This is a genomic window from Variovorax sp. GW821-FHT09D07 (assembly GCF_059416345.1).
In genome coordinates, this window is record NZ_JBWKOY010000002.1 from 586,062 (window position 1) to 601,302 (window position 15,241).

Annotated in this window: 13 protein-coding genes; 3 read left to right on the plus strand and 10 right to left on the minus strand. The window is 67.0% G+C overall.

Annotated elements, in window-relative coordinates:
- Positions 1 to 8: 8 nt before the first annotated feature.
- From AC07OX_RS09040 to AC07OX_RS09070, 7 genes are read right to left on the minus strand one after another with little or no spacing between them, the layout of a single operon-like run.
- Positions 9 to 1,013 carry an ABC transporter ATP-binding protein gene (locus tag AC07OX_RS09040; protein WP_495260573.1) on the minus strand — a complete coding sequence of 335 codons (1,005 nt, stop codon included), beginning with the start codon at positions 1,011 to 1,013 and terminating at the stop codon, positions 9 to 11.
- Positions 1,010 to 2,044, minus strand: a complete 1,035-nt coding sequence (locus AC07OX_RS09045) for an ABC transporter ATP-binding protein (protein WP_495260572.1) — start codon at positions 2,042 to 2,044, stop codon at positions 1,010 to 1,012. Before AC07OX_RS09045 ends, AC07OX_RS09040 begins: the two co-directional genes overlap by 4 nt.
- A gap of 13 nt (positions 2,045 to 2,057) precedes the next feature.
- Positions 2,058 to 2,975 carry an ABC transporter permease gene (locus AC07OX_RS09050; RefSeq protein WP_307694459.1) on the minus strand — a complete coding sequence of 306 codons (918 nt, stop codon included), beginning with the start codon at positions 2,973 to 2,975 and terminating at the stop codon, positions 2,058 to 2,060.
- Positions 2,976 to 3,000: 25 nt separating this feature from the next.
- A complete protein-coding gene (locus tag AC07OX_RS09055) occupies positions 3,001 to 3,936 on the minus strand; it encodes an ABC transporter permease (RefSeq protein ID WP_056574393.1) in 936 nt (311 codons plus the stop codon).
- A 16-nt stretch (positions 3,937 to 3,952) separates the two neighbouring features.
- A complete protein-coding gene (locus tag AC07OX_RS09060) occupies positions 3,953 to 5,530 on the minus strand; it encodes an ABC transporter substrate-binding protein (RefSeq protein WP_495260571.1) in 1,578 nt (525 codons plus the stop codon).
- 49 nt (positions 5,531 to 5,579) lie between these two features.
- A complete protein-coding gene (locus tag AC07OX_RS09065) occupies positions 5,580 to 7,031 on the minus strand; it encodes a M81 family metallopeptidase (RefSeq protein WP_095946834.1) in 1,452 nt (483 codons plus the stop codon).
- Between the two features lie 42 nt (positions 7,032 to 7,073).
- Positions 7,074 to 8,228, minus strand: a complete 1,155-nt coding sequence (locus AC07OX_RS09070; RefSeq protein ID WP_495260570.1) for an NAD(P)/FAD-dependent oxidoreductase — start codon at positions 8,226 to 8,228, stop codon at positions 7,074 to 7,076.
- Positions 8,229 to 8,432: 204 nt separating this feature from the next.
- Between AC07OX_RS09070 and AC07OX_RS09075 the strand changes: the two genes are divergently transcribed.
- Together AC07OX_RS09075 and AC07OX_RS09080 are read left to right on the plus strand one after the other, a co-directional pair.
- Positions 8,433 to 9,146 carry a helix-turn-helix domain-containing protein gene (locus tag AC07OX_RS09075; protein WP_070061802.1) on the plus strand — a complete coding sequence of 238 codons (714 nt, stop codon included), beginning with the start codon at positions 8,433 to 8,435 and terminating at the stop codon, positions 9,144 to 9,146.
- 43 nt (positions 9,147 to 9,189) lie between these two features.
- Positions 9,190 to 9,540: a DUF2200 domain-containing protein gene (locus AC07OX_RS09080; RefSeq protein WP_495260569.1), complete on the plus strand. Its 351-nt coding sequence runs from the start codon at positions 9,190 to 9,192 to the stop codon at positions 9,538 to 9,540.
- An 82-nt stretch (positions 9,541 to 9,622) separates the two neighbouring features.
- Here the strand turns inward: AC07OX_RS09080 and AC07OX_RS09085 are convergent, their stop codons facing one another.
- A complete protein-coding gene (locus tag AC07OX_RS09085) occupies positions 9,623 to 9,769 on the minus strand; it encodes a hypothetical protein (protein WP_495260568.1) in 147 nt (48 codons plus the stop codon).
- Positions 9,770 to 10,391: 622 nt separating this feature from the next.
- Here AC07OX_RS09085 and AC07OX_RS09090 point away from each other — a divergent pair.
- Complete coding sequence (locus AC07OX_RS09090; RefSeq protein ID WP_495260567.1) at positions 10,392 to 13,961, plus strand: class I SAM-dependent DNA methyltransferase; 3,570 nt, start codon at positions 10,392 to 10,394, stop codon at positions 13,959 to 13,961.
- A 282-nt stretch (positions 13,962 to 14,243) separates the two neighbouring features.
- Here the strand turns inward: AC07OX_RS09090 and AC07OX_RS09095 are convergent, their stop codons facing one another.
- Positions 14,244 to 14,378, minus strand: coding sequence for a hypothetical protein (locus tag AC07OX_RS09095; protein WP_495260566.1), 135 nt, complete (start codon positions 14,376 to 14,378; stop codon positions 14,244 to 14,246).
- Positions 14,379 to 14,397: 19 nt separating this feature from the next.
- The gene (locus AC07OX_RS09100) at positions 14,398 to 15,213 is read right to left on the minus strand and encodes a class I SAM-dependent methyltransferase (RefSeq protein ID WP_495260565.1); all 816 of its coding nucleotides are present in this window, start codon (positions 15,211 to 15,213) and stop codon (positions 14,398 to 14,400) included.
- Positions 15,214 to 15,241: the final 28 nt, after the last annotated feature.

Here is a 15,241-nt window from a genome sequence, read left to right on the forward strand (position 1 = left end):
CAGTGCTTTCAACGGAAGTGGCAGGCGACCCAGTGGCCGCCCTGGGAAGTCGAGGGGCGCTCGCTCAGTTCGGGCGTCTGCTCCTTGCACACGGCCTGCGCCATCGGGCAGCGCGTGTGAAAGCGGCAGCCCGAGGGCGGGTTGGCCGGGCTCGGCGGATCGCCCTGCAGCAGCAGGCGGCGCGCCGGCGTGCGTGGGTTGGGCACGGGCACGGCCGACAGCAGGATCTCGGTGTACGGATGGCGCGGCGCCGAGAACAGCGTGTCGCGGTCGGCGATCTCCACGATGTGGCCGAGGTACATCACGGCCACGCGGTGGCTGATGTGGCGCACCACGGCCAGGTCGTGCGCCACGAACAGGTAGGCGATGCCGAACTCGGCCTGCAGGTCCATCAGCAGGTTGACCACCTGCGCCTGCACCGACACGTCGAGTGCCGACACGGGCTCGTCGCAGACGATCAGCTTGGGGTTGAGCGCCAGCGCGCGCGCAATGCCCAGGCGCTGGCGCTGGCCGCCCGAGAACTCGTGCGGAAACTTCTTCGCCGCCTCGGGCCGCAGGCCCACGCGCGAGAACAGCCACTGCACGCGCTCGCGCCGCTCGGCCACCGACACGTCGCCGAAGTTGCGCAGCGGCTCGGCCACGATGTCGCCGGCCGTGAGGCGCGGGTTCAGCGAGGCGTAGGGGTCCTGGAAGATGATCTGCAGGTCGCGCCGGCGCTGGCGCATCGCGTTCGCGGGCAGGGTCAGCAGCTCTTCGCCGTTCAGCCGCACCGAACCCGAGGTGGGCTCGACCAGCCGCATCACCGACTTGGCGGTGGTGGTCTTGCCGCAGCCCGACTCGCCGACCAGCGACAGCGTCTCGCCATGCCCCACGGTGAACGACACGCCGTCGACCGCCTGGATGGCCGGCTTGGCCGGGCGCAGCCAGCGCCGCGGCGAGGTGTAGTGCTTGCGCAGCTCGCGCACCTGCAGCAGCGGCGCCTTCGCGGATGTTGTTGTCGTTGTCGTCGTCATGCGCTCACCTCGGCAGCCTCGTCGGTCCATTGTTCCTGCACCGCGAAGCAGGCGACCACGTGGCCGTCGCCCTGCGTCGAGAGCGGCGGTGTCTCGCGGCGGCAGCGTTCGCGTGCCTGCGAACAGCGCGCGGCAAAGGCGCAGCCGCGCCCCAGCTCGTGCGCGGCGGGCACCATGCCCGGAATCTCGTGCAGCCGCGCGCTCGAGGTGCTCATGGCGGGCATGGAAGCCATCAGCGCGCGGGTGTAGGGGTGCAGCGGGCGGTCGAACAGGTCGATCACGTCGGCCTCTTCCACCTTCTTGCCGGCGTACATGACGACCACGCGGTCGCAGCTCTCGGCCACCACACCCAGGTCGTGCGTGATCATCACCACGCCCATGCCCAGCTCTTTCTGCAGCCGCTTGATGAGGTCGAGGATCTGCGCCTGGATCGTCACGTCGAGCGCGGTGGTGGGCTCGTCGGCGATCAGCACCTCGGGATTGCAGGCCAGGGCCAGCGCGATCATCACGCGCTGGCGCATGCCGCCCGAGAGCTGGTGCGGGTACTCGTTCACGCGCCGCTCGGGCTCGGGGATCTGCACCAGCCGCAGCATCTCGACCGCGCGCTGCAGCGCCTCGGCGCGGCTGGCCTTCTGGTGCAGCTGCACCGTCTCGGCGATCTGCCGGCCCACGGTGAGCACCGGGTTCAGCGAGGTCATCGGCTCCTGGAAGATCATCGAGATGCGGTTGCCGCGGATCTGCCGCATCTCGCGTTCGCTGAGCTGCATCAGGTCGGTGCCGCGCAGGCGCACGGAACCCATGTGGCGCCCGGGCGGCGTGGGCACCAGCCGCAGGATCGACAGCGCCGTCACGCTCTTGCCGCAGCCCGATTCGCCGACCACGCCGAGCGTGCGGCCCGCGCGCACGGTGTACGACACGCCGTCGACCGAGCGCACCGTGCCCGCGAGCGTGCTGAAGTAGGTGCGCAGGTTGTCGACCTCGAGCAAGGGCTCGCCGGGGGCGAGGGTGGCCTGGGACATGGGGATGGTCATGGCGCGTTCCTCTTCACAGCTGCCGCGCCAGGCGCGGGTCGAGCGCATCGCGCAGGCCGTCGCCGAGCAGGTTGATGGCCAGCACCGTGGCCGCCAGCAGCAGGCCCGGGTACAGGATGATGTGGAACGCCACGGTCACGAAGTTGCGGCCCTCGGCCATCATGTTGCCCCAGCTCGGCGTCTGCGAAGGCACGCCCACGCCGAGGAAGGACAGCGCGGCCTCGGTGAGCACGGCGGCGGCGGCCACGAAGGTGGCCTGCACCACCAGCGGCGCCACGATGTTCGGCAGCACGTGCCGCACGAGGATCACCGGCAGCCGCGTGCCCACTGCGTGCGCGGCCTCCACGAACAGCTGCTCGCGCAGCGTGAGCGCCAGCGAGCGCACCAGCCGCACCACGCGCGGAATCTCGGGCACGGTGATGGCGATGATCACCGTGGTGAGGCTGGCGCGCGTCACGGCCATGAGCGCAATGGCCAGCAGGATGCCGGGGATGGCCATGAGCCCGTCCATCACCCGCATGATCGGGCCGTCGGCCCAGCGCACGAAGCCCGACACCAGGCCCAGCGCGATGCCGAAGAAGGTGGCGAGCACGGCCACCGAAGCGCCCACGATCATCGACACGCGACCGCCCCACACCGCGCGGCTGAACACGTCGCGGCCCAGCGCATCGGTGCCGAACCAGTGCTCGGCCGAAGCCGGCTGCATGCGCGCCAGCGGGTCGATGTCCTGCGGGTCGTGGGTGGCGATCCAGGGCGCGGCGATGGACAGCGCGGCCACCGCGATGAGGAGCAGCGCGCCGACGATCAGCGTCGGGTGCTTGCGCACCCAGCGCCAGCGCGGCGGTACGAAAGGAGGGTCTTCGGCGGCGTCGGCAACGGCGGTGCTGGGCACCGGCGCATCGACCTCGCGCAAGGGCAGGGCAGTGGACATGGCGTCGTGGGGCTCGTTCGTTGTTCTAGTACTGGATGCGCGGATCGAACAGGCGGTAGCTCAAATCGATCAGGAGGTTGATCAGCACGTACACGCCCGCCGACAGCAGCAGCACGCTCTGGATCACCGGGTAGTCATGACGCTGCACCGAATCGATCACCAGCCGGCCCACGCCCGGAATGGCGAACACCGTCTCGGTGACCACCACGCCGCCGATCAGGAGCGCAATGCCCGCGCCGATGGTGGTGGCGATGGGAATGGCCGCGTTGCGCAGCGCGTGGCCCAGCACCGGCAGCACGCCCAGGCCCTTGGCGCGCGCGGTGCGGATGTAGTCCTCGTGCAGAACCTCGAGCACGGTGGCGCGCGTCATGCGCGTCACCAGCGCGATGTACACCAGCGCCAGGTTCACGCAGGGCAGCACCAGCGCGCGCAGCCAGGCGCCGGGGCCTTCGGAGAAGTTCACGTAGCCCTGCACCGGAAACCACGGCAGCTGCACCGCGAAGGTGTAGACCAGCAGGTAGCCCACGAGGAACACCGGCACCGAGAAGGCCAGCACCGCGAACAGCATCACGAGGCGGTCGATCCAGGTGCCCGCGCAGTAGGCCGCGAGCGTGCCCAGCGGCACGGCCGTCACCAGCGTGATGAGCATGGTCAGCGCCGCGATCGACACCGTGGGCTCCAGCCGCTGGCCGAGCAGCTGCGTCACCGGCACCTGCGTGAAGATCGAGGTGCCCAGGTCGCCCGTGAAGATCTTGCCGATCCACAGCCCGAACTGCTGCCACAGCGGCAGGTTCAGGCCGAGCGCGGCGCGCAGCTTGTCGATGTCCTCGGTGGTGGCGAGGTCGCCCGCGATGAGCGCGGCCGGGTCGCCGGGCGAGAGGTGGATCAGCAGGAACACCACCACGGCCACCACCGCCATCACCGGCAGCGTGGAAAGAAAGCGTCGAACGATGTAGCCCATGGCGGTGCGCGGCGGCTTACTTGTCGAGCATCCAGACGGTCGGCAGGCCGGCCCACATCTTGTCCAGCCCCTTGATGCTGGCGCGCGCCGCGAACGCGGCCGAGTACTGGCCGGCATTGATGTACGGCACGGCCTCGTAGGCGCGCGACTGGAAGGCGTCGAGCAGTTCCTTGCGCTTGGCCGGCACGGTTTCCTTCAGCCAGGCGGTGCGCAGCTCGTCGAGTTTCTTGTCGCAGGGCCAGCCGGGCAGTGTGTTGCCGCAGGCCGCGCCCAGGTAGGCGTTGCTGATGGGCGAGTTCACGTCGAACTCGCCGGCCACGGTGACGTACATGTTCCAGCCGCCGGCGTCGGACGCATCGCGCTTGGCGCGGCGCGCACCGATCGAGGCCCAGTCCATGGTCTGCGCGTCGACGTTCAGGCCGATGCTCTTCATGGTCTGTGCGGCCATCAGCGCCTCGGCGTTGAGGTAGGGCACGTCGCTGGGCACCATCAGCACCACCTTCTCGCCCTTGTAGCCGGCGTCGGCGAGCATCTTCTTCGCCTTGGCGACGTCGGCCTTGCGGTAGGGCTCCGCACCGGCCGAAGTGTCGTTGGGGCTGCCGCAGATGAACCAGGTGGCGCAGTAGGCCATGCGCATGTCCAGCGGGAAGCCCATGGCCGCGACGAAGCGTTCCTGGTTCACGGCCTGCAGCAGCGCCTGGCGGACCTTCGGGTTGTCGAAGGGCGGGTGCAGCTGGTTCATCACCAGGAAGCCCTGGTAGGCGCCGCCGGAGCCGATCTTGATGTTGCTGTCGGTGCGCAGCGGCGCGATGTAGTCGGGCGGCAGTTGCTCGATGTAGTCGACCTCGCCGCGCTTGAGCGCCGAGATCGCGCTGTTGGCGTCGGGCAGGTAGAGCCATTCGACGCGGTCGAGGCTGGTCTTCTTGCTGCCGGCCAGGCCGCTCGGCGGCTCGCTGCGCGCCACGTAGTTCGGGTTGCGCACGAACACCGTCTTGTTGCCCGGCACCCATTCGTCACGCTTGAAGATGAAGGGCCCCGAGCCGACGACCTCGGTGAGAGGCGCGGTGGCTGGCAGCTTGGCGATGCGCTCGGGCAGGATCACCGGCGGAAAGCCCGAGGGCTTGGCCAGCGCGTCGAGCACCATGCCGAAGGGCTCGTTGAGCGTGAGCGTGAGGGTGCGCGCGTCGGTCGCCTTCCACTCGGCGCCGACGGCCGTCATGGCGCGGCCCAGGCTGTCGCGTGCCGCCCAGCGCTGCAGCGAGGCCACGGCGTCGGCCGAGGTCACGGCGGCGCCGTCGGAGAACTTCAGGCCGGGGCGCAGCGTGAAGCTCCACTGCTTGCCGTCCTTGGAGGTCGTGTACTTCTCGACCATCTGCGGCTGCGGCTTGCCGGTGGCGTCCTGCGCGAACAGCGTGTCATACACCATGTGGCCGAAGTTGCGCGAGATGTAGGCCGTGGTGAAGGTCGGGTCGAGGATCTTCAGGTCGGCATGCGCCACCACCTTGAGTGTCTTGGGCGGCGTCTGGGCGAGCGCGGGAAGGCTGGCGGCCGAAAGGGCCAGGGCAGCGAGGGCAGCAAGCGTTCGTCGGGTCATCGTCGGTTCTCCGGTCGGTGGGGCGAAACAAAAAAGAAGAAGAGGGAGTTCAGGCGGCGACGCCGATGGGCCACTTCGGCAGGCGAGCCTTGCGGTACGGCAGGGTGGTGAGGTCGAGCGTCACGGCGCCCGGTGCGCCGGCGTAGATCACGTGCTTGGCCACCTGGGAGTACGACGCGTAGAAGTGCTGCGACGACTTGACCACGACGATCTTCTTGGCCGCCAGGTCGCAACCCAGCTGCGTGAACAGGTCGGTGCCCATGGCCTGGTTGCGCCGCGTGATCAGCACGATGTCGATGCCGTTCACCTCGACCAGCGCGCAGTCGCCCATGGCGGTGGGCGTGTTCGACAGGCCCGTCATCACCAGGTCTTCCTGCAGCGCCTTCACGGTGCATTCAAGGTCCAGCGGATCGCCCGACAGCGGGCTGATCTTGCCGCCGATGCGCATCTGCAGCCTGGCGCCCACGCCGGCGTCGAAGGCGATGCGCACGGCGATCGGGTCCCACATCGGGCCCAGGGCCGCATTGGTGATGCCGCGCTCCAGCATGCGGCGCAGGATGAAGGTGGAATCGCTCGCCGCGCCGCCGCCGGGGTTGTCGGCGCCGTCCGCCAGCACCACGGGGCCGCCATCGAAGGCCAGGGCCTCGTCGAGCGAGTCGTCGATGCTCGGGTAGTTGACCGTGAGGCCGTCGCGCATGGCGATGACTTCGTCGGCCAGCTGGCGTGCCAGCGCATTCGCCTTCGCTTGGTCGCCGTCGGTGTAGACCAGCACCTTGGTGCCCATCTCGGGCACGTCGCCCCACGAGAAGCCGTGCGTGAGCGAGACCGAGAGCACGCCGTCCTTGCCTTCGAGCGCTTGCATGCGCTGCACGAAGCTGCGCGCCGGTTCGCGCGAGGTGTGGACGGTGACGATGATGTCGCAGTCGACCATCGCGACCACCGGCTTGACCTTGCCTTCCACGGCCGCGGCGCAGATGTCGACCAGCTCCAGCCCGCGTTCGAGCACGTCGGTGTGCGGGTACTCCTTGAAGGAGACCATCACGTTGGCGTTGTCCACCATGGCGGGCGTGAGGTGGTTGTGCGGGTCGAGCTCCGCGCCGATCACCACATCAGGGCCCACGATCTGGCGCACGCGCGCCAGCATGTCACCTTCGCAGTCGTCGTAGCCGTCGGCCACCATCGCGCCGTGCAGGCCGAGCAGCACCATGTCGACCGGCAGCGCGGCGCGCAGGTCGTTCAGCATTTCGTCGCGCAGGGTTTCGTAGGCGTGGCGCGTGGTGATGCCGCTGGGCTGCGCGCCCGCCACCATGCCTTCGAGCAGCGTCCAGCCCTTTTCCTTGCCGCGGATGCGCGCGGCCCACAGCGGGCCCGAGTAGATCGTCAGCGCATCGGGGTGCTGGCCGGCGGGAAAGTAGCCGCGGTCCTTGAAGGACGCGATGCCGGTCGGCATCGGGCCGAAGGTGTTGGTTTCGGTCGCGAGGGAGGCACTGAAGACACGCATGGTGATTTCTCGTGGGGAGGTTGTTGTGGGGGAAGGAACGGATCAGCCGGCCGTGCGCAGCCGCTGCGGGCCGAGCATCTCGACCGTGAGCCCGAAGCCCGCGATGCGCTCGGGCAGCGGCAGGCCGCGTGCCAGCGCGGCGCAGGCCTCGCCCATGGCGGCCGAGGTCTGGATGCCGTAGCCGCCTTGCGCCGCGACCCAGAAGAAGCCGGGCGCGTCGGGCGCGAAGCCGCCCACCAGGTCGCCGTCGGCCACGAAGGAGCGCAGGCCGGCCCAGGTGCGCGTGGGGCGGCGGATGGCGAGCGTGGTCGCTTCCTCGATGCGGTGCATGGCGATGGCGATGTCCATCTCTTCGGGCTGCACGTCCTGCGGCTCGACCGGGTCGGCGTTGGCCGGCGAGCCGAGCAACATGCCGGCGTCGGGCTTGATGTACCAGCCCTCGTCGGCGGCGAACACCATCGGCCAGTGCGCCACGCTCTGGCCCTCGGGCGGCGCGAAGATGAAGGCCGAGCGGCGGCGCGGCTCGATGCCCAGCGGGCGCACGCCGGCCAGCTGCGCGATCGTGTCGACCCACGCGCCGGCTGCGTTGAGCACCACGGGCGCTTCGTACACCGCGTCGCCGGCCGTCACGCGCCAGCGCTCGCCCACGCGTTCCATGGCCGTGACCTCGGCGTCGCACACCAGCTTGCCGCCGGCCTGGCGCATGCCGCGCAGGTAGCCCTGGTGGATGGCGTGCACGTCCATGTCGGAGGCGTCGGGTTCGTACACCGCGCCGGCCACCTGCTCGGGGCGCAGCGCCGGCACCATCTCGCGCGCCTGCTCGCCATCGAGGCGCTGGGCGCCGACGTCCATGGCGCGCAGCAGCTCCCAGTGCGCTTCGAGCTCGTGCAGGTGCTCGGTGCCCGCGACCATCATCGCGCCGCGCGGTGTGAGCAGCGGGTGCTCGGCAAAGCCTTCGGGCGGGTGTTCGAGGAAGGCGCGGCTGGCCATGGTGAGGGCGCGCACCTGCGGCGTGCCGTAGCTCTCCATGAAGAGCGCGGCCGAACGGCCGGTGGAGTGGTAGCCCGGCTGGGCTTCGCGTTCGAGCAGGATCACGCGCGCATGCGGGGCGAGCCAGTGGGCCACCGAGGCCCCGGCAATGCCGCCGCCGATCACGAGGTAGTCGGCCACGACGGGAGTGGTTGTGCTTGTTGTCATCGCCGAAAAGTGTAGGTAGAAATTTGCGGATACGCAAATTGATTTGCGCCAACCAAGGGGAAACCATGGGTGCACCACCGAGGTGAAATTTGCGTACACGCAATTTGCGCATACGCAAAACGCATGCCGGGGCTGTCGCGCCGTGCGTGGCCGGGCGGGCGCGGGGCTGGCAGAATCACCCGGCATACCTAGAGAAAGCCAAGCGTGACTCCACACACAGGGAACCGGGGCGGGGCGAAGCCGAAGGAAGAGCCGCCCACGCTGGACCGCACCACTTTCGGCCATCGCCTGCGCACCGCGCGCAAGCGTTTCGGCTGGACGCTGGCGCAACTGGCCGAGCGCTCCGGCGTGTCGATCACCACCATTTCGCGCGCCGAGCGCGGCCAGCTCGCGCTCGGCTACGAGAACTTCACCGCGCTGGGCCGCGCGCTCGAGATGGACATGAACGCCATGTTCGCGGGCGCGGGCGTCAAGCCCGAGCAGCTCGACGGCCCGGTCGTCACGCGCGCGGGCAAGGGCGTGGTCTACAAGGGGCTGGCCATCGCCTACGAGTTCCTGGGCACCACCGCCGCCGGCAAGCAGATGAGCCCCATCGTCGGCACCGTGCACGCGCGCCGCATCAACGGCCCCGAGGACTTCGTGCGCCACACGGGCGAAGAGTTCGCCTACGTGCTGTCGGGCGAGATCGACGTGTACTTCGACAACGGCGAAGTGGTGCGCCTGGCGCGAGGCGACTCGCTGTACTTCGACAGCCGCCTCGGCCACGCCTACGTGAGCGTGAGCCGCCAGCTCGCGAAGATCGTGGGCATGACCTCGGGGGAGAGCGGGCACATGAAGTCGGCGCGCGAGGCGCCTGCGATGAAGCCGGCGCGCAAGACTGTGGTGGCGAAGAAAACCGTGGGTGGTCGCAAGGGCTGAGCGCCCGCGTCAGCCTGCGGCCCGACTTGAAGGAGACATGACGATGTCCGAGCACAAGATTTTCGCGATGCCGTTCGCCAAGGTGTACCCCATGTACGTCCAGAAAGCGCAGCGCAAGCAGCGCACGAAGGAAGAAGTCAACGAGGTCATCTGCTGGCTCACCGGTTACGACGCCGCGGGGCTGCAGCAGCAGATCGACCAGCAGAACGATTTCAGGACCTTCTTCGCGCAGGCCCCGGCGCTGCACCCGAACCGCGCGCTGATCAAGGGCGTGGTGTGCGGCGTGCGCGTCGAAGAAGTCGAAGACCCGCTGATGCAGAAGATCCGCTACATGGACAAGCTGGTCGACGAGCTGGCCAAGGGCAAGGCGATCGAGAAGATCCTGCGGACGTAGCGCGCATGCGGGGTCTTCCCAGCTAGGCGGAGAGCGCGCACCTGCGCCACGAAGTGCGCCTCCCCCGCGCGCACGGGGGCGGTCATCGCGCGTCGAGTTCAGCGCGAGCCTCCGCGGTCACTACGGCCTGTTGGGCCGCCTGCATCGACGGCGCGTCCGCGTCGACCTTGGCCTGCAAGCCGGGAACGATGCGGCGCAGGTCTTTGGCATCCATCGACAAGGCGGCCATCGCGGCGGCGTCGCTGGGCTACTCGTCGCCACCGGTCCGGCGCGTGCGGATCACGGCGAGGGTGGTTTTCTTCGCGGCGAGGTGCGCACGGACTGAAGAGGTTTCTTTCGAGGCGGCCGCATAGGGGCCCTTCGCGGCGGCCAGCACGCGCTGGGCAGGCTGCAGCTGCTGCCCCGCCTCGCCTGCAGCACCACACCGGGCACGATGGGCGCTGGCAGCAGCTCGGCATCAGGGTGCGGCATCGATGGTGCCACTCACCACGGCGACCGCATGGATAGCATCAACGGCTTCCTGTATCGCCGCGTCGCGCTCGGCAGCTGTAGCTAGGGACGGCCCGCTACTCTGACGAGATCACTGCAGCGAGGGCGTCGCGAGCCATCTGGACCGCTGCGCGTGCCTTGCTGGTGTCGTTGCCGATGGCCAAGGCTTCTTCGAGCGCTTGCTCTACGAGTGGGAGGGCTTCGGCTGCAACTGCGGTCGAGGGGATTGAGGAAGGAGAGCCGTTTGAAAAAATGCCCCCATTTAGGCGTCACGACACCTGATGCGCGCCCGATATTTGCGCCTTTCATGCGCCTTTTTCTCTGATACCTAGACGAAGCATTTCGATCACAATTCGTGACACATGACCGCATCTTGCCAAACCGCCGTATCGCCGCCTTTGTCTCCGGATCAGCACCAAACAGAATCTCAAGTCAGCACCTTCATCGGGCGCTGGCGCACTGTTCAGCTAACGGATGCATCCGAGCTGGCAACTTCACAGAGTTTTGTGCTCGATCTGTGCGATGTGCTCGGCGTTCCTCGTCCGACGCATTCGGCCGACTATATGTTCGAGCGCCCGCTCAAAGAACACTTCGCCGATGGCGGCCAAGCCGCCAGGCGCATCGACTGCTATCGGCAAGGCCACTTCGTCTGGGAGAGCAAGAAACTGCGCCAGGTCAAGTCCGGCACCGACCGCTTCAACACCGCCATGCTCGGCGCGCATGCGCAGGCACAGGCTTATGCGCGTGCCCTGCCTGCTGCCGAGGGCCGAGTGCCGTTCTTGTGTGTGGTCGATGTAGGCAACGTCATCGAACTCTACGCCGACTTCACGCGCAGCGGCGCCACTTACACCCCCTTCCCCGATCCGCGCAGCCACCGGATCGCCCTGGCCGACCTCGCCAAACCCGAAATCCTCGAACGGTTGCGTCTGGTCTGGACCGATCCTGACGCGCTCGACCCGAGCCGCATCAGCGCCGTCGCCACTCTTGAGGTGGCCGCGAAGTTGGCTGGACTGGCCAAGTCGATGGAGGCGTCCGGGCATCGACCAGACCACGTGGCGGCATTCCTCACGCGCAGCCTATTCTCAATGTTCGCTGAGGATGTGGAATTGCTCGTCAAAGGCTCTTTCCTCGCATTGCTCAAAGAACATCGGCATTCGCCGCCCACGCTAATGCAACTGTTGCGCAGCCTGTGGGCCGACATGGACCATGGCGGCTTCAGCGCCGCCTTGCGACATGATGTGCTGCATTTCAACGGCAAGCTCTTCAAGGGGAGCAGCGAAGACGGCTACAGCCTGCTACTCACGCCGCCGCAGATTGATTTGCTCATCGACGCGGCTGGGGCGCGTTGGAACGAAGTCGAGCCCGCGATTTTCGGCACCTTGCTCGAACGCGCACTCGACCCAGCCGAGCGTCACGCACTCGGCGCACACTACACGCCGCGCGCGTATGTCGAGCGCCTCGTGATGCCGACCGTCATTGAGCCATTGCGCGCTGAATGGGCCGACGCTCAGTCCGCTGCGGTTCTGCTCGCGCAAGAGGCCGAGCAGCTGAATGACAAGAAAAAATCCGCCGACAAACTGGCCGAAGCGCGCGCCGAGGTGCGGCGCTTTCACCATCGCCTTTGCACGCTGCGTGTCCTCGATCCCGCCTGCGGTAGCGGCAACTTCCTGTACGTGACGTTGGAGCACTTGAAGCGCCTCGAAGGCGAAGTACTCAATCAGCTGCACGACTTCGGCGACAGTCAGGAAGCGCTGGGCCTCGAAGGAGAAACAGTCACCCTGCAACAGTTGCGCGGCATTGAACTCAATTCACGCGCCGCCGGGCTGGCTGAGCTGGTGCTCTGGATCGGCTATTTGCAATGGCAGATTCGTACTCGCGGTAATTCCGCCATCGCCGAGCCGGTGGTGCACGACTATGGGAACATCGAATGCCGCGACGCCGTGTTGGCGTGGGATGACCTCGAACCGGCGTATGACCCCGACGGGCTGCTCCTCACGCGTTGGGACGGGCGTACGAAGAAGCTACATCCAGCTACCGGGAAGAAGGTGCCGGACGACGCAGCGCAGGTGCCGCAATGGAGATACATCGGAGCACGCAAGGCCGAGTGGCCGCAAGCCGATTTCATCGTTGGTAACCCTCCGTACCTGGGCGCACGCACCATTCGTGAACATTTGGGTGACGGCTATTTGCAGTCGCTTCGAGCGGTTAACCCCGGTGTTCCGCAGAATGCAGACTTCGTCATGTACTGGTGGGACCGGGCGGCAAGCTTGGTGACAGGCGGTCAAACAACGCGATTTGGCCTGATCACGACGAATAGTTTGCGGCAAAGCTTCAATAGGGCACTGCTGGAAAAGCACTCCGCGGCAGGTCTAGCTATTGTTTTTGCTGTGCCTGATCATCCCTGGGTTGACAATTCGGACGGAGCGGCGGTCCGTGTTGCCATGACAGTTGGGGCACATGGACCAAGTGCAGGAACCCTGCTTACGCTTGAAAGTGAACACAGTACTGGTCAAGGTGAATTCGCCGTGCTGCTTCACCCTGCGACTGGTCATATCTCGGCCGGTTTGACAGTTGGAACAGACGCCGGTGCCGCCGAAACCCTTCGTGCCAACGGCGCCATAAGCAGTGTTGGTTACCAACTAAGCGGGCAAGGTTTCATCGTCGGGGCCGAGCAAGCGCGCGCTCTAGATGCGGCCTTCGGTAGCTCGGAAGCTTTGATTCGACCGGCGATGACCGGCAGCGACATTACCCAAGCACCTCGCGGACTATTTGCCATCGACCTCTTTGGATTTTCTGCGTCCGATTTGCGCATCAAACAACCTGCGCTCTATCAGTATGTTCACGATCATGTGAAGCCCGAACGAGACCAAAACGCGCGACCGGCGGTCAGAGACCGCTGGTGGATATTCGGCGAAGCACGCAGCACGTTTCGCCCAGCATTGCTTGGCCTCAAGAAGATGATCGTGACGTCGCTGACAGCGAAACACCGTGTGTTTGCTTACGTCGACGCGCAAACCATCTGTGATAGCACTACAGTGATGTTCGCGATCCAAAGCGACTGGGTTTTCGGCGTGCTTTCAAGCTATTCGCATTGCGCGTGGGCTGGTGCGACAGGAGGAACGCTTGAGGATCGGCCGCGCTATAACAAATCTCGCTGCTTCGAAACATTCCCGTTTCCCGATGACGATACTGGCCTCAAGTCTGCCCTGCGCGACCGTATCGGCGCACTGGCTGAGCAAATCGACGCGCATCGCAGACGCCAGCAGGTGGCGCATCCTAATCTCACACTCACCGGCATGTACAACGTGCTCGAAGTGCTGCGTGCGGTTGAGCCGCGCGTCATGACTGCGAAGGAAAAGACTATCCACGAACAAGGACTGGTTGGCGTGCTCAAAGAGCTGCATGACGAGCTCGACGATGCGGTGCTCGAAGCCTACGGGTGGCAAGACCTTGCGCCTGCGCTGGCTGTCGGCAACACGTCCACGCTACTGGAGCGGCTGGCGGCGCTCAATGCACGGCGCGCAGCGGAGGAAATGGCGGGGCTCGTGCGCTGGCTGCGTCCCGAATTCCAGAATCCGTCGTTTCAAGGAGAGGTCCAGTCGGCGCAGACTGGACGGGCGGTGCAGCCAGATTCCATCAAGAACCCATTCGATTCATCACTTGATGAACGAGTGGGAATTCCGCATCTGCCAGCCGCCGTCGCGACCGCGCGTCCCTGGCCCGCCACGCTGCCAGAGCAGATGCGGGCTGTCGCCGATTTGCTGAGCGGCGCGACCACGGCGCTCTCGTTGGCGGACGTTGAAGCAGCCTTCAAGAGTCGTGGTGCGTGGAAGAAAGGATTGCCGCGCATACTTCAGACGTTGGAGGCTGTCGGTCGCGCGCGAGCGGATCATGGTGTAGAGCACGAATTGCCGCGTTGGCGCGCGGCGTAGTGGAGTACGGACGATGTGGGGCGGGAGTCTAGAGGGGTGGACGCCGCGCCAACACGCTGCGCATTGCGGTCGACGCTCATGCATCGCCATCGTACGCGGTCTTAGTGTCCTTGGCCTGAAGCGCCTCGGCAGTGGCGCGTCGGCTCATACCCTCCTGCCATATTGGGCACACGCTGGGTGCCAGGGTCGCGGCGAATGCGTCGGCGGTGCGGCTGGTTGCATCGGTGCCCAGGCGCTAGTTGACCACTGGCACGCCGTACTCCCTGGTCGCAGCGCAGGGTGTCAGGGCCGCAGCGACAGCCGATCTATGACGTGAGCCGCTTGCGTGGGTGACCACGTGCCGCCGCGTGAGGTCGGGATGCGCCGCTCGTGCAGTGCATCGGCGATCTGAGCGAGCGTGGTACGGTCGCCCGCCATGACTTCGCGGACGACGGGCCTACCCCGTCGCCACGATCACATGCGCCTGGATCTTGCCCGCCACCGGCCCCGCGCCATGCCGGCTGGCAATCGCCTCCTCCGCGCGGTCGGTCGCGAGCTGGAGCAGGCTCGCGTCGCGCGCCTCGATCTCGTTGCGCAGCGGCGTGCCCTGGCAGTAGGCCACCGCCACCTCGCGTGCCGAGGGTGAGCGGCTCAGCTTTTCGTGCGTCTGGACCTCGATGTCGGTGAACCCCGCGCGGCGCAGGTCGTCGCGGATCTGTGCGACGTCGTGGTAGCCATGCGGCGTGCGCGCGAGAAAGCGCGGCGGGTCGTCCGGGAACACGGTGGCGACGGCGCGGGTGACGTCGTCGGCGAAGGCGTTCTCTTCGATGCGGTCCCAGACGCTGAACACGAAGCGCCCGCCGGGCTTGAGCACGCGGCGCGCCTCGCTGTAGCCGGCGACCCGGTCCGGGAAGAACATGGCGCCGAACTGGCACAGGACCACATCGAAGGAGGCGTTCTCGAACGGCAAAGCGAGCGCGTCGGCCTGCCGCCATTCGATGCGGTTGTCACTCGCCTGGCGGGTGACGGCGTAGTCGAGCATGGCGGGGTTGAGGTCGGTCACCACGTAGCGTGCACCGGCACCGAGCTGGGGTGCCAGCATCCGCGTGACCGCGCCGCTGCCGGCCGCCGTTTCCAGCACCGCGCCGGGCGAGAACGCAGCGACCAGGGCGGCCGCGTCGACGGCGTAGCCCTCGAAGATCAGGGGGACCATCAGCGTGTCGTAGAACTTCGGGATCGAGCCCGCGAACACCTTGTCGCTTTCGTCGGCCATGGGAACTCCTTGAAAGCTCTGAACAGAG

Coding starts and splice junctions, on each gene's coding strand:
- AC07OX_RS09070 (WP_495260570.1), bottom strand. CDS start 8,228: ATGACAACAAGCACAACCACTCCCGTCGTGGCCGACTACCTCGTGATC.
- AC07OX_RS09090 (WP_495260567.1), top strand. CDS start 10,392: ATGACCGCATCTTGCCAAACCGCCGTATCGCCGCCTTTGTCTCCGGAT.
- AC07OX_RS09045 (WP_495260572.1), bottom strand. CDS start 2,044: ATGACCATCCCCATGTCCCAGGCCACCCTCGCCCCCGGCGAGCCCTTG.
- AC07OX_RS09060 (WP_495260571.1), bottom strand. CDS start 5,530: ATGACCCGACGAACGCTTGCTGCCCTCGCTGCCCTGGCCCTTTCGGCC.
- AC07OX_RS09100 (WP_495260565.1), bottom strand. CDS start 15,213: ATGGCCGACGAAAGCGACAAGGTGTTCGCGGGCTCGATCCCGAAGTTC.
- AC07OX_RS09095 (WP_495260566.1), bottom strand. CDS start 14,378: ATGGCGGGCGACCGTACCACGCTCGCTCAGATCGCCGATGCACTGCAC.
- AC07OX_RS09050 (WP_307694459.1), bottom strand. CDS start 2,975: ATGTCCACTGCCCTGCCCTTGCGCGAGGTCGATGCGCCGGTGCCCAGC.
- AC07OX_RS09080 (WP_495260569.1), top strand. CDS start 9,190: ATGTCCGAGCACAAGATTTTCGCGATGCCGTTCGCCAAGGTGTACCCC.
- AC07OX_RS09040 (WP_495260573.1), bottom strand. CDS start 1,013: ATGACGACGACAACGACAACAACATCCGCGAAGGCGCCGCTGCTGCAG.
- AC07OX_RS09085 (WP_495260568.1), bottom strand. CDS start 9,769: ATGGCCGCCTTGTCGATGGATGCCAAAGACCTGCGCCGCATCGTTCCC.
- AC07OX_RS09055 (WP_056574393.1), bottom strand. CDS start 3,936: ATGGGCTACATCGTTCGACGCTTTCTTTCCACGCTGCCGGTGATGGCG.
- AC07OX_RS09065 (WP_095946834.1), bottom strand. CDS start 7,031: ATGCGTGTCTTCAGTGCCTCCCTCGCGACCGAAACCAACACCTTCGGC.